Origin of the sequence: Salinimonas profundi (assembly GCF_014750655.1) — a bacterium.
GTDB lineage: Bacteria > Pseudomonadota > Gammaproteobacteria > Enterobacterales > Alteromonadaceae > Alteromonas > Alteromonas profundi_A.
Map to the genome: position 1 here is coordinate 108307 of NZ_JABBXD010000009.1, position 14047 is coordinate 122353.

15 protein-coding genes are annotated in these 14047 nt (G+C 47.3%); all 15 read right to left on the reverse strand.

Going from position 1 to position 14047, the window contains the following annotated elements; all coding sequences use genetic code 11:
* Positions 1-3: 3 nt before the first annotated feature.
* The 15 genes from HHX48_RS14575 to HHX48_RS14645 all read right to left on the reverse strand — a co-directional run bounded on the left by HHX48_RS14575 (position 4) and on the right by HHX48_RS14645 (position 14001).
* Positions 4-1122, reverse strand: a complete 1119-nt coding sequence (locus HHX48_RS14575; RefSeq protein WP_191026163.1) for an MBL fold metallo-hydrolase — start codon at positions 1120-1122, stop codon at positions 4-6.
* 36 nt (positions 1123-1158) lie between these two features.
* Positions 1159-2016 (reverse strand): MBL fold metallo-hydrolase, encoded by an 858-nt coding sequence (locus tag HHX48_RS14580; protein ID WP_191026164.1) that lies wholly within the window; start codon positions 2014-2016, stop codon positions 1159-1161.
* A 250-nt stretch (positions 2017-2266) separates the two neighbouring features.
* Entirely contained in the window at positions 2267-2497 is a 231-nt protein-coding gene (locus HHX48_RS14585; protein ID WP_191026165.1) for a DUF1653 domain-containing protein, read from the reverse strand.
* Complete coding sequence (gene dinB, locus HHX48_RS14590; RefSeq protein ID WP_191026166.1) at positions 2498-3574, reverse strand: DNA polymerase IV; 1077 nt, start codon at positions 3572-3574, stop codon at positions 2498-2500.
* 131 nt (positions 3575-3705) lie between these two features.
* A complete protein-coding gene (locus HHX48_RS14595) occupies positions 3706-4209 on the reverse strand; it encodes a GAF domain-containing protein (RefSeq protein ID WP_223858421.1) in 504 nt (167 codons plus the stop codon).
* A 225-nt stretch (positions 4210-4434) separates the two neighbouring features.
* The gene (gene nqrM / locus HHX48_RS14600) at positions 4435-4668 is read right to left on the reverse strand and encodes a (Na+)-NQR maturation NqrM (protein ID WP_139755218.1); all 234 of its coding nucleotides are present in this window, start codon (positions 4666-4668) and stop codon (positions 4435-4437) included.
* A gap of 21 nt (positions 4669-4689) precedes the next feature.
* Positions 4690-5688: an FAD:protein FMN transferase gene (locus HHX48_RS14605; protein ID WP_191026217.1), complete on the reverse strand. Its 999-nt coding sequence runs from the start codon at positions 5686-5688 to the stop codon at positions 4690-4692.
* Positions 5689-5773: 85 nt separating this feature from the next.
* Positions 5774-7003, reverse strand: a complete 1230-nt coding sequence (nqrF, locus tag HHX48_RS14610; RefSeq protein ID WP_191026167.1) for an NADH:ubiquinone reductase (Na(+)-transporting) subunit F — start codon at positions 7001-7003, stop codon at positions 5774-5776.
* Between the two features lie 19 nt (positions 7004-7022).
* Positions 7023-7631, reverse strand: coding sequence for an NADH:ubiquinone reductase (Na(+)-transporting) subunit E (nqrE, locus tag HHX48_RS14615; RefSeq protein ID WP_191026168.1), 609 nt, complete (start codon positions 7629-7631; stop codon positions 7023-7025).
* 3 nt (positions 7632-7634) lie between these two features.
* A complete protein-coding gene (locus HHX48_RS14620) occupies positions 7635-8267 on the reverse strand; it encodes an NADH:ubiquinone reductase (Na(+)-transporting) subunit D (protein WP_191026169.1) in 633 nt (210 codons plus the stop codon).
* A gap of 11 nt (positions 8268-8278) precedes the next feature.
* Positions 8279-9052 carry a Na(+)-translocating NADH-quinone reductase subunit C gene (locus tag HHX48_RS14625; RefSeq protein ID WP_191026170.1) on the reverse strand — a complete coding sequence of 258 codons (774 nt, stop codon included), beginning with the start codon at positions 9050-9052 and terminating at the stop codon, positions 8279-8281.
* Positions 9042-10247 (reverse strand): NADH:ubiquinone reductase (Na(+)-transporting) subunit B, encoded by a 1206-nt coding sequence (locus HHX48_RS14630; protein ID WP_191026171.1) that lies wholly within the window; start codon positions 10245-10247, stop codon positions 9042-9044. Before HHX48_RS14630 ends, HHX48_RS14625 begins: the two co-directional genes overlap by 11 nt.
* Before the next feature lie 3 nt (positions 10248-10250).
* Positions 10251-11591 (reverse strand): Na(+)-translocating NADH-quinone reductase subunit A, encoded by a 1341-nt coding sequence (locus HHX48_RS14635; RefSeq protein WP_191026172.1) that lies wholly within the window; start codon positions 11589-11591, stop codon positions 10251-10253.
* Positions 11592-12024: 433 nt separating this feature from the next.
* Positions 12025-13203 carry an enoyl-ACP reductase FabV gene (fabV, locus tag HHX48_RS14640; RefSeq protein ID WP_191026173.1) on the reverse strand — a complete coding sequence of 393 codons (1179 nt, stop codon included), beginning with the start codon at positions 13201-13203 and terminating at the stop codon, positions 12025-12027.
* Positions 13204-13380: 177 nt separating this feature from the next.
* On the reverse strand, positions 13381-14001 hold the full coding sequence (locus tag HHX48_RS14645) for an FKBP-type peptidyl-prolyl cis-trans isomerase (protein ID WP_317983511.1): 621 nt from the start codon (positions 13999-14001) through the stop codon (positions 13381-13383).
* Positions 14002-14047 lie beyond the last annotated feature (46 nt).

Genomic DNA, 14047 nt, shown 5'->3' on the forward strand with positions numbered 1-14047 from the left:
GAATCACCGATAGCGGGGCTGCATAACCTCGCGCCACCATTTATCAAAGCTGGCCGGTTGCGCCACATTGATGATTTGACCGAAACGTGGGGTGAGCAGCCTTACCTGGGCTTTGCTCGCCTCCCTTGTAATCTGCTCCAGAGGTTCAAACCAGAGGTGAAAGGCCAGGTCGAATGTACTGTTGTGCACTGGCACCAGATACGTAGTCTTAATATCCAGCGCAGCCTGCACCGTCTGTGCGGGTGTCATATGTACATCCGGCCAGTATGGTGCGTAGGCGCCGTTTTCTATAAATGCCATATCGAACGGTCCGTAGCGGTGACCAATTTCCTTAAAACCGTCAAAGTACCCCGAATCTCCACTGATGAACAGGCGCCTGTCATTAGTATTAATCACCCAGGCCCCCCACAACGATTTATTGCGATCAGTTAATCCCCGACCTGAAAAATGTTGCGTTGGTGTCAGTATCACTTCCCCGTCGTCCACGGTATTTGCATCCCACCAGCCCAGCTCCGTTACTCTGTCAGCGCTGATCCCCCAGGAAACCAGCTCTGCGCGCACACCAAGGGGCACGACATATTGCAGATTGTCATTATCAAGCTGGCGTATGGCCGCTTCATCGAGATGATCGTAGTGATTATGGGATAGCAAAATTCGCGAAATCGGCGGTAACGCTTGCAATGATATAGGTGGAGGATGAAAACGCTTGGGGCCCATAAAAGAAAATGGCGACGCGCGTTGTGCAAATATCGGGTCCACCAGCCAGTATTCCTTACCCACTTTCAGCAAAAGCCCCGAGTGACCGAGCTTAACGACATACACACCGTTATCAGGCAGTCGCGCTAACTGCTCACGCGTGAGAGTCTGCACAGGAATTGCGGCTTCAGGACGGGCTGCCTCACGCTTCTGGGTAAAGCGACGATAGAGAATACTGAAAAATTTAAAAGGTGAATCTTCAGCCCGCCGAGGCTGATTTATAAACTTACCGTCGTCATAATAATCAACGTTGTAAGCTTGCTGCGATACGGTAACCAGCGTCTGATTGATAGCAAACGCGGCTACGAGCAAAACGCAGATAACCAGCACCACCGCGATACTGACTTTTTTGAGAATATTCAGCATTCAATCACATCAAATGTTAGAAACATTGCAAATTGACTAGCCGTTGTACAGCGTACGTATCCATTTTTCTTCATTAATGAAGCCCCAGCTCCATGATGAAAACTCATCCCCCAGACCGACCTCAATAATCTCATCAACCGTCAGGCCATCTTCTTTGTGTTTGTTAACGATTTCCAGCGTACGTTCAATCATCGTCAAAAACGCTTCATAATCCGCCTTATTCGCAAGCGGACCATGTCCGGGGATAATGACTGTGTCTTCATCAATTTTCTCCAGCAGGGACTTTACTGACGAAATATAGCCGTCTACCGAGCCACCGGATTTCAAGTCAATGAAAGGAAACCGTTCATTAAAAAATAAATCACCTGTATGAAGTACATCTGGTTCTTCAAACCAAATGACAGAATCACCATCAGTATGCCCGTTTTCCAGGTGCCAGATGTGAAGGGTCTCATTGTTGAAGTGAATCTTTATGCCATCCTGGTAGGTGATCACAGGCAATGCAGCCTGTTCTGACTTATCATCCTTCGCCAGTCGCACCCGGACATTTTCGTGTGCCAGGATGGTACTTTGTTTGTTGGAATGAAACCACGCGTTGGCGCCAGTGTGATCCCCATGAAAGTGAGTATTAACAATGAACTGCGGTTTATCAGAGCCGAGCTTACCCAACGCCGCGGTGATTTTTTCTGCTAGGGGTTCGAACTGATCATCAATGATTAACACACCATCATCGCCGGCAGAAACACCAATATTGCCCCCCTGCCCTGTGAGCATGTGTACGGAGCCTTTCAACGCTTTGGTTTGGATAGTTACATCGGCGAACCGGTCCTGAGCGATAGCCAGTCCACTGACAGAAAGTGTGGCGGCACATATCGCTGTTGCTAATTTATTCATGGTTCTGGCTACTCTGTTCAGTGAAATCTAGTAACCTTTATGTGCAGAAACTTTGAACAGATCAGTTTGTTATACCAATCGTCAACACAGATTTGCGTGCCTGGCGCAAACACAGTGCGGCGTTTGACAGTTCAGCTCATCAGCGTATTGATTAGAGAAAAGCCGACACTATAGCGCGCTTCTTTATCATCCTGTCTTTTTAGCCGTACGCCTTCGTTCCGTGTCGCTTATGCAGCATTCCAAATGGGTATCAGCTTTCCTCTAGCGGCTTTACGTAAGAAAAGCGCGGCATGCGCTCACCATTTACTTCAACGGTCTCACAGAACATGCTCAGCGGTCTTACCCAGAGTGACTTCTCTCCATATTCAGGACGATAGACAACATACAGGCTTTCGTCTTCAGAATGGCGGGCGACCTCATAAACGCGATAGTATTGCCCTTTATAGTGCAGGTAAATTCCAGGTTTTATCGTTGGTTCCATTTATTCATCCAGTGGTAATATCAATTGCTCGACGGGGGTTGCCTCTGCAAGTCCGATATGCAGGCCAACCAGTCTGATGCCTCTGTTACCGGCGCGTTGATAAGCCTGCTGAAGCAAGTCGTCAAAAAATGTCTCATCCAGCTTATGATGCCGGTTTTCTACAGTAGTAAGCTGAAAGTCGCTGAACTTTAGTTTCACGCCCTGTGTGCGGATACGAATAGGATTGCCCCTGGTATGCTTCGCTTCATGGTTTTTCACCCGTTCGTGAAGCTTTTCCAAAAGCCTGGGCAACATTTCTCTGCATTCCTCCAGCGTATGAATATCTTCATGCAACGTACGCTCCACTCCGATAGACTTGCGCTTCCGGGTCACATTCACGGGACGTTCATCCACGCCGTGCGCACGATCCCACAACACAGAGCCGAATTTACCCAGCTCTTTTTGGATGCGTTCAAACGGATACTTTCGTACATCCTCACAGGTGCTCAGTCCCATTCGATGTAACTTTTGCAGGGTGACCTTGCCTACGCCCGGAATTTTCCCTAATGGCATCGTCTTAACAAAGTCATCAAGCTTATCCGGTGTGATCACACAGATACCATCAGGCTTATTCTCGTCGCTGGCCACCTTTGCCACAAACTTGCATGAAGCTACCCCTGCTGACGCGGTCAGGCCTAACTCATTATGTATTCGTTTACGAATCGTTTCGGCAATCAGCGTAGCGCTGCCATTGCAGTGGGCAGACCCGGAAACGTCAAGATACGCTTCGTCTAAAGAAAGGGGCTCTATCAAATCGGTATAATCAGAGAAGATAGCGCGTATTCGTTGGGATTCCTGCACATACACGTCCATTCTTCCCTTTACCAAAACCAAATCGGGGCACAAACGCATGGCGTAAGCGGTAGCCATAGCAGAGCGCACACCATACTTGCGTGCAGGATAGTTACAGGTGGAAATCACTCCACGACGATCAGAACTGCCGCCTATTGCGATAGGCACATTGCGAAGCGCCGGATTATCCCGCATCTCAACGGCGGCATAGAAACAGTCCATGTCGACATGAATGATTTTACGCAATTGGGCATACCAACCTGTATGAATAGACAGGTATTGTACAATGGCTGATGCGGGTTTGCATCCTTCGTCAGATTAAATATTGATTTGAAGACAGGCATGCGCAATTGCTTTTGCGAAGCGACTAGGCTGAATCAGCGTCCGCCAAACTCAGGATTAGCGATCATTTCAAGCTCGACAATCCGGGCATACTGCTTAAGACGCTTTATCTGCGCTTCCGAATAGTGTTTTACCTCATCATGTATAAGGCAAAATGTCCCGATTTCATAGCCATCCGGCGAGTGCAGAATCATTCCTGCATACGAGCGGATAAAAGGCTCTCCCCTGACCAGCTTATTATTTTTAAACCGAAAGTCTGCATGAGTATCAGGGACAATTAGATATTCTTCTTCTGCAATAGCATAAGTACAAAATGACACATTACGAGGCGTTTCATTGACAGTAAGCCCCTGACGCGACTTAAACCATTGACGATCTTCTGCTACCAGGCTAATTAAACAGGTTTTGCACGCAAACTCTTGCTGTGCCTGATGTGTTATCACGTCAAAACGGGCTTCTGGAGGGGTATCCAGAATATTTAGCTTTCGTAACGCCTCAATGCGTTCAGCCTCGTTACTCATTTGCGGAATATCAGACATGTGTCCACTCTATTAAAAATGAAACCTGATGGAATTAGCATATACGTAACGTGAATAAAAAAGTGTTCACGTCATACACAGCTGCGCGCATTTCGTAAAGCCGCTAACGCTAGCATGCCGAAAATCAAACTTTAAATCTAAGATGGATAATGATTGTGACACAGGACAGATGCGCTGAAAATAGCTTGCAGAAATGAAAACAGCGGGTCACCCCGCCGTTTTGTTTTAAAGAATTTGATTATCTTTCCATTCCTTGAGCTTTCTCTCTCTGGCTTCCTGCTTTTCCTGTCGCGCTTTTTTGCGGTCACAGGGTTCAGGGCAATCGCACGCTTTTTCGATACCCAGTGCGCCAAGCCCACCGCAACTACCTGAAATCGTTTTTTTCTGAACCAGATAGCCTACCGCCATGGCAAGCACCATCGCCAGGAAAAAAACAAAAGCTAAAATGAAGGTACTCATGAATACACCTTTTACCTGATATTAATTTCGTATATCGACCACCTGCTCAAAGGCAGGTGATACAAACTCTTCGAATCCATCGTCTGTTTTTCTTATCAACAGCACGGCCAAGTCCTCTTTCTCAGAAAGCGTTTTGGCTTCATCCCACCCCATTACGATAAGGGCAGTAGCAAGGCCATCTGCTGTCATCGAGGAAGGTGATACCACTGTCACCGCCACGAGATTATGCGTTATCGGTTTGCCTGTTCGCGGATCGATAAGATGAGAATACCGTTTTCCGTTCTGCTCATAGTAGTTACGATAATCCCCCGAGGTGGCAATGGCGTTCTCACCTACTGACAGAATTTTTTGCACTGCGCGCTCTGACGTAACAGGCTTTTCTATAGCAACCAGCCATTCATCACCATTGCCGCGATGTCCTCTTAACCGCATCTCACCACCAATCTCGACCAGAAAATTAGTGATTTTCTGCTGCTCCAGCAGCTCAGCCACCTGGTCAACCCCGTAGCCCTTTGCAATGGTTGATAAGTCGACATAAACCATAGGATGAGATTTAACGAGTGCGTTGTCTGTTGTGCTTATTTTATCAAGACCGACATACTCTCGTACATCGTTTATTTGTTGTTCAGTTGGAACGGTTTCAGGGCGCTTATTGGGTCCGAAGCCCCACAAATTGACCAGTGGCCCCACCGTAATATCCAGTACTCCATGACTCATTTCGCCTAAACGCAATGCTTCGTTGACCACGGTTAATGTTTCCGCCGAGACCGGATAAGGCTTGGTATAACGATTCTGATTAAATCGCGAAAGCTCTGAGCCCGTGTCGTAGGTAGACATCAATGCGTTTATTTCATTCAGTCTTTCATCGATTTTTTTCTTAAGGTCCTGTTGTGGCTCGCCTCCTTTTGGTACCACGTACTTAACATTGTAAGTCGTCCCCATGGTTTCACCCTGCAAATGGACAACAGGCATCTTGTCGTCACTACAGGCGCTGAGCATGATGCTGACAGATACCAACATCGCCAAATACACTGATTTTAACACTACCACTTCCTTACATAAAAAAAGGGGCGTCGCCGCCCCTTTATTATTCTGTTAATTTGATTTAGCCACCGAAGTCATCAAGCATGATATTGTCATCCTCAACACCCAGGTCTTTAAGCATATTGATTACTGCAGCGTTCATCATAGGTGGTCCACACATGTAGAACTCACAATCTTCAGGCGCCGGATGGTCCTTCAGGTAGTTCTCAAGTAACACTTGGTGGATAAAGCCGGTATACCCTTCCCAGTTATCTTCCGGTTGCGGATCAGACAAGGCCACATGCCATTCAAAGTTGTCATTTTCTTCCGCCAGTTCGTCGAAATCTTCTGTGTAGAACATTTCACGAAGTGAACGTGCACCGTACCAAAAAGAGATCTTACGATCTGTTTTAATGCGGCGAAGCTGGTCAAAAATGTGTGAACGCATGGGTGCCATACCAGCACCACCACCCACAAAAATCATTTCGTTATCTGTTTCCTTGGCGAAGAATTCACCGAACGGACCAGAGATTGTGGCTTTATCACCCTCTTTCAGGCTCCAGATGTACGAAGACATCTTACCGGCTGGCAAGCTCAGGTTATTAGGCGGCGGCGTAGCGATACGCACGTTAAGCATAATAATCCCTTCTTCCTCTGGGTAGTTAGCCATTGAGTAGGCACGAATGACTTCTTCATCAACTTTGGATTCGATATCAAAGAAGCCAAAACGTTCCCAGTCGCCATGATATTCATCTGGAATATCATAGTCTTTATATTTAACGTGATGCGGTGGCGCCTCAATCTGAATATAACCACCGGCGCGGAACGGAACGCTCTCGCCGTTAGGAATTTTCAGTTTAAGTTCTTTGATGAAGGTAGCCTGGTTTTCATTCGAGATAACCTCACAGTCCCACTTCTTAATACCAAACACTTCTTCAGGTAGCTCTATCTCCATGTCCTGCTTAACAGCAACCTGGCACGACAAACGACAACCTTCACGCGCTTCACGCTTAGTGATGTGATCAAGTTCAGTAGGCAGAATCTCACCACCACCTGACTTAATATCTACACGACACTGGCCACATGAGCCACCACCGCCACAGGCAGATGATACGAAAATACCCGCTTCAGCAAGCGCACCCAGCAGTTTACCACCTGGCTGCGTTGTTATTGCTTTGTCAGGATCATCGTTGATCAGAATTTGAACATCACCCGTGGGTACCAATTTAGATTTGGCAAACATGATGATGAATACCAGCGCCAGTACGATGACAATAAACATGCCGACGCCAAGGAATACTTCAACACTCATTTCTATGCTCCTTAGCTAATTACAGCGCGATGCCGGTGAACGACTGGAAACCCAGTGCCATCAAACCCGCGATCATAAATACAGAACCCAAGCCGCGCACACCATCAGGCATGTCAGCGTATTTAAGCTTCTCACGAACCGCCGCCAACAATACGATAGCAAGTGCCCAGCCTATTCCGGAGCCAACGCCATATACAATACTTTCACCGAAGTTGTATTCACGCTGAACGGCAAATGCAACACCACCGAAGATTGCACAGTTAACTGTTATCAGCGGCAGAAAGATACCAAGCGCGTTATACAGCGCAGGGAAAAACTTATCCAGACTCATTTCCAGAATCTGTACCAGCGCGGCGATAACACCGATAAATGTCAGGAAGTTAAGGAAGCTCAAATCAGCATCCGGAAAACCTGCCCATGCCAACGCGCCAGGCGCAAGTACATTAACGTAAATGACCTGGTTAACAGGTACAGATATACCTAACACTACGATAACCGCTGCACCCAGGCCCATCGCCGTTTTAATTTTTTTAGAAACAGCCAGGAAGGTACACATCCCCAGAAACAGGGAAAGCGCCATGTTTTCAATAAAAATTGAGCGAACAAATAGAGAAATATAATGTTCCACGTCTTACTCCTTAGGCTCTACTTGCTCTGGACGGATAGTACGAATTAACCACACCATACCGCCAATCAGGAAGAATGAACTAAACGGCAGAATCAACAGACCGTTACCCTGATACCAGCCACCGTTTTGTACGACTGGCAGAATTTCAAAACCTAAAATCGTACCAAAACCAAACAGTTCTTTGATTACACCGATACAGATCAGGATGAAGGAGTAGCCAAGACCATTACCAATACCGTCAAGGAAGCTCAATAAAGGCGGGCTCTTCATCGCATAGGCTTCTGCACGTCCCATCACGATACAGTTCGTGATAATCAGTCCTACGAAGACCGATAGCTGCTTCGAAACCTCATAGGTATACGCACGCAGAATCTGGTCAACAACGATAACCAGCGATGCAATAATCGTCATCTGGATAATGATTCGAACACTTGATGGAATCTGGTTACGAATCATCGAAATAAACAAGTTAGAGAAAGCCACAACGCTGGTAAGCGCCAGTGACATAACCAAAGCTGTTTCCAGCTTGGTCGTTATAGCCAGTGCTGAACAAATCCCCAATACCTGTAAGGCAATCGGGTTGTTGTCCAGAATCGGTCCAAAGAGGACCTTTTTCATTTCTTTTGCGTCTGCCACGATAATACCCCTTATGACCGCCAGGCTTGGTTTTTCAGAAACTCACCAAAGCCCTGCTTACCAGCCCAATAACGAATTGTATTTTCAACACCGTTACTGGTCAGAGTCGCACCAGATAACGCGTCAATTTCGTATGGGTCGCTTGGGTTAGCACCTTTAGTAACATCAATGGCTACGTCGCCATCTTTATACAGTTTTTTACCGTCCCACTTTTCCTGCCAGTTCGGGTTTTGCACTTCGCCACCCAGTCCTGGTGTTTCAGCTTGCTGGTAATAAATCAGTTCTCTGATTGTTTCGCCATCTGCATCAACCGCTAAAAAGCCATACATCAGGTCCCACAGTCCACTGCCATGAACAGGCATAATGATGCGGGTAACGGTATCGCTTTCGTCTTTAACCAGCCAAACGCTGGCGACGTTTGCACGGCGCTGAAAGCCAACATTGCTGTTTTCGACTTTCTTGCTCATTTCAGTTTGTTTGGCCGCTTTGTACATATCGTACTCTGCACCATCACCGCCTGGCTTATTGGTGAACTCGCCTGAATCCAAATCAACATAACGGCGCTCTACCTTTTCTTCATAGGTTGAACGTATAACATCGCTGCTCATGCCTGCTTCATACAGACCTGCCGCAGTAAGAATGTTGGTTTGCTTATCCAGTTCTTTATTTGCTTGCTGAATCTGACGCAGGCCTACTGCCGCGCCGGATACAACAACTGAACATACCAGACAGACGGCGACAACAACGCCAACCGTCTTTCCAAAAGAGTCTTTCTTAGCTGACACGAGCAACCCTCCGCTTGATATTGCTTTGTGCGACAAAGTAGTCGAACAGTGGCGCCCACAGGTTAGCAAACAGAATTGCCAACATTACACCTTCCGGGAAGGCTGGGTTCAGCACACGAATCAAAACTGTCATAAATCCAATGAAGATACCGAACGCCCACTTACCGGTATTAGTAAATGCGGCAGAAACAGGGTCGGTAGCCATGAAGAACATCGCAAACGCAAGTCCGCCGATAACAAAGTGATAATGCGCAGGCATTGCGAACATTGCGTTAGTGTCACTGCCGATCATGTTAAGTAACGTTGCAAAGAAGGCAACACCAATCGCCACACCTGAGACAATTCTCCAGCTAGCAATTCGCATGTACAGAATGAACAGACCACCAATCAGAATAGCCAGTGTCGACACCTCACCCGCTGATCCAGGAATCGCGCCGAAGAATGAATCCCACCATAGCTCCATGTTGGTGTAATCCATCTCACCAGATGCTGCTTTACTTAACCAGGTCGCGCCAGAATAACCATCAGCTGCAACCCAAACCTGATCACCCGAAATCTGTGCAGGATAGGCAAAGTACAAGAACGCGCGGCCTGACAGCGCCGGGTTCAGGAAGTTACGTCCGGTTCCGCCAAAGACTTCTTTAGCGATAACCACACCAAAGGTAATGCCTAATGCAACCTGCCAAAGCGGGATGGTTGCAGGCAGCGTCAGTGCGAAAAGTACAGACGTTACGAAGAAGCCTTCGTTTACTTCGTGCTTACGCACGGAGGCAAACAAGACTTCCCAGAAACCACCGACGATAAACGTCGTGGCATAAATAGGTAGCCAGAAGCAGGCACCGTAGAACATCATTGTGCCCCACCCTGCGTCTGCGCCGAACTCACCACCTAACGCAGTGAACAGAGCAGCCTGCCAGGAATCTGGCAGTGTACCGGCACCAGCAGCAATGGCTTCAGAAGCCTGAAAACCGATGTTGTACATGCCGTAAAACATGGCCGGGAATGTCGCCATCCACACCATAATCATAATACGCTTCAGGTCGATACTGTCGCGAACATGGGTGCTGGCTTTATTTACTTTACCTGGCGTATAAAAAATGGTCGCTGCAGCTTCATAAAGCGCATACCATTTTTCATGTTTTCCACCCGGCTCAAAGTTCGGTTCGATTTTTTCTAAATACGCTTTCAAACCCATGACTTAACCCTCTTTCTCAATAGTGGTCAATACATTGCGCAGAATCGGACCGTAATTGTATTTGCCGGGGCATACGTACGTACACAGCGCCAAATCTTCTTCATCCAACTCAAGGCAACCTAACGTCTGAGCACTGTCTGTATCACCTGAAATCAGGTCCCTTAGCAATAGCGTAGGAATGATATCCAGAGGCATAACGCGTTCATAGTTACCAATTGGAACCATAGACCGCTCGGAACCATTGGTTGTTGTTGTCATATCAAATTTTTTGCTACCGCTGAGGTGGCCAAGATAAGCCCGGGTAACGGAGTGCTTGTCTGAGCCTGGCGTAATCCAGCCAAACAGCTTTTTCTCACGCCCTTCTTTAAGCGCGCACACTTGTGTGTGGAAGCGGCCAAGAAACGCATGAACGCCCTGAGCAGTAGTACCATTAAGCACTGAGCCGGAAATAACACGAACCTCGCCGCCGTCAATTTCATTAGCGGTTAGCTCATCAATGTCAGCACCAATTAACGTGCGAACAAGACGTGGCTGTTTTGCTGCTGGTCCACCCAATGCGATTACACGGCGGTTATCCAGCTCACCGGTCGTTAGTAATGCACCAATGGCCATGACGTCCTGGTAATTGATGTGCCATACCGTTTTAGCATTACCCACAGCATCTAAATGATGGATATGGGTACCAGCAAGACCCGCCGGATGCGGTCCGCCAAACTCTTCAACGTCTACTTTGGCATTGCCAGTGGCAACACTTGCGCCAGGCGCTTTACACACAAACACTTTACCACCCGACAGGGCTGTCAGTGCGTTAAGACCATTGATGAAATCCTCTTCACGCTCTTTGATAATTACTGCAGGGTCAGCAGCCAATGGACTGGTATCCATCGCAGTAACAAAGATTGAATGAGGCGTTGAATCTAAGGCAGGCGCCTTACTGAACGGACGGGTTCTGAACGCTGTCCACATCCCTGAATCTACCAGCACCTGCTGCAGATCTTCACGTGATGTATCGGCCAGTTTGTCAGCTGCAATTTTGGTAAAAGTAACGGCTTCGTTACCCTCAACCTTGATCACAACAGACTGAAGAACACGTTTGGCACCGCGGTTTACTTCCACCACTTCACCGGCAGCAGGTGCAGTGAATTTCACGCCAGTATTCTTTTTGTCTTCAAAAAGAAGCTGACCTTTCTTCACTTTATCACCCACCTGGATGTGCATGGTAGGACGCATGCCTACATATTCTTCGCCCAGAATGGCAACGCGCGTCGCAGAATTTCCATCGGAAATTTTCTGCTCAGGCGCCCCCTTTATCGGGAGGTCGAGACCTTTCTTGATTTTTATCATATGTAATCGCACTACTCTAATAGAAGAACTCTTTTGCATGACCGCACAATGCTGCGCCTGTCAGCATGCAAAAAAACTCTGTACTTACCGTTAATTGAACGCGCTCACGTTCAGCTTGCACTTTAGCAAGCTATCTCAGCACTGTTAGCAATGCTGATAACCGTCTATTTAAAAGATATTTTTATTGTAGAGCCGGCGTCAGACAGCGGGTTTAGCGAAATCCGCACCACATTCCCACACTCTGGCCGTGAAGTAAGGGTAGAATAACCCCCACCTAATTTCGGGATTTTAACATTATCCACCCGTGTTTCGCTATGCAAATAATGGATAAACCACAAATTTTGTTCAAATTCGCTGTAAACCTTATGCTGAACGATTATACAACAATTGCTTAGCATCAAAAAAGCCGACAAACATGTCGGCTTTTTAATGATTACCAGCTTAGCTGAGGATCAACATCCTGCTCATAATCAACCTGTTTCATATCAAACCCGAACAGACGCAAGAACTCGTGATGATAGCCCTCGTAATCACTGATATCGTGAAAGTTTTCCTGCGTAACATCGTCCCACAGCGCTTTAATCTTCGCCTGGGTTTGCTCGTTCGTTTCCTTGGTGTCCATGCGGTATCGGTTTGCTTCATCCAGAGTCGGCTGATTGCCGTACAGACACTGCGTGAACAACCCGTTTATCTGTTCAATACAACCTTCATGGGTGCCTTCTTCCTTCATCACCTGATACATCAGTGAGATATATAATGGCATGACCGGGATTGCAGAACTGGCTTGCGTCACCAGTGCTTTAAGGGAGGATACGTGTGCATCCACCAGCAAATCAGAATGCTTGCCATTAATAGAAGACGCCGCGCGGTCAAGATCCTCTTTGGCTTTGCCGATAGTCGCCTGTCCATAGATGGGCCAGGTCAGCTCTTTACCGATATAAGTATAAGCTGTTGTCTTACAGCCTTCAGCAAGTACACCAGCCTCAGACAATGCGTCAATCCACATTTCCCAGTCTTCGCCGCCCATGACCTTAATCGTGTTGAAAATTTCCTCATCCGTAGCGGCTTCCAGGGTTACGTCATGCACTTTATCTTTGTCAGTATCATACGTTTTTGTGGTGTATGCCTCACCCACTGGTTTCAGCGTTGATTTATAAGTTACACCACTTTTCGGGTCAGTACGGCGGGGGGACGCCAGACTGTAAATAACCAAGTCGATTTTGCCCATCTCACTTTTGATGCGCGAAATGACATCATTTTTCATTTCATGGGAGAACGCATCGCCATTCAGGGTTTGAGCGTATAGCCCTTCCTCTTCGGCGTATTTATGGAATGCAGCAGTATTATACCAACCGGCGGTTGCCGTTTTACGCTCAGTCGGCGCTTTTTCAAAGCAAACACCCAGTGTTTTGGCACCGTAACCAAATGCGGCAGTAATTCTGGATGCCAGTCCGTACCCCGTTGAGCAACCAATGACCAACACATTTTTCGGGCCCTGACCGTAGTCGCCCTGCTGTTTCACATAATCAATTTGTTCTGCCACGGAAGCGTCGCAACCTACCGGATGGGCATTAGTACAAATAAAGCCTCTGACTTTTGGCTTGATGATCATAATTTACGTCCTTTACTCAATGTGAGGGTATTGTAAACACGTGCTGCTGTTTAACAACTCGGAGCACCTGACTGATTCAATAGTGAAAATTATAAATGTATGGGGAGGGAATATAACAGAGGAATGAAAGTGGCACACAAAAATGCGCTTAGCATTTCCATGTACCACCATCGAGCGTTAAGACAATACGTCAAGCAGCTCAACATCAAAAACCAGCGTGCTGTATGGGGCGATCGCACCACCGGCACCTTGTTCGCCGTATGCCAGTTCGTGCGGCACATAAAGACGCCATTTTGAACCTTCCTGCATCATCTGAAGTGCTTCAGTCCAGCCTTTGATTACACCATTAACCGGAAACTCTGCCGGCTGGCCGCGCTCGTAAGAGCTATCGAACATTTTGCCGTCCAGCAATGTACCGTGGTAGTGAACACGCACTGTGCTATCAGCGTTTGGCGAGCTGCCTTCGCCTTTCTCGATAACTTCGTACTGCAGGCCGGTTTCTGTCACTGTGATTTCTTCACGCTGGGCATTCTCTGCCAGGAATTTCTCGCCTTCTTCAATCAGCGCTTTGCTCTGTTCTGCTTTAGCAGCCTGCATGCGCTGATGAATTTCTCCGAACGCGTTGCGTAACGTGTTGTTATCAACTTGCGCTGTTTCACCAGAGAATGCATCACGCAAACCTTCAGCCACAGCATCAATGTTCAGTCCGTCGAAAGGATTCGACTTAAGCTGCTCACCCATCTGAAAACCAACACCGTAACTGGCCTGAGTTTCTATCGTTGTATATTTATCGGACACAATCTCTCCTGAAATTAAATTACATTTTATGACTAATTTTTGTTCG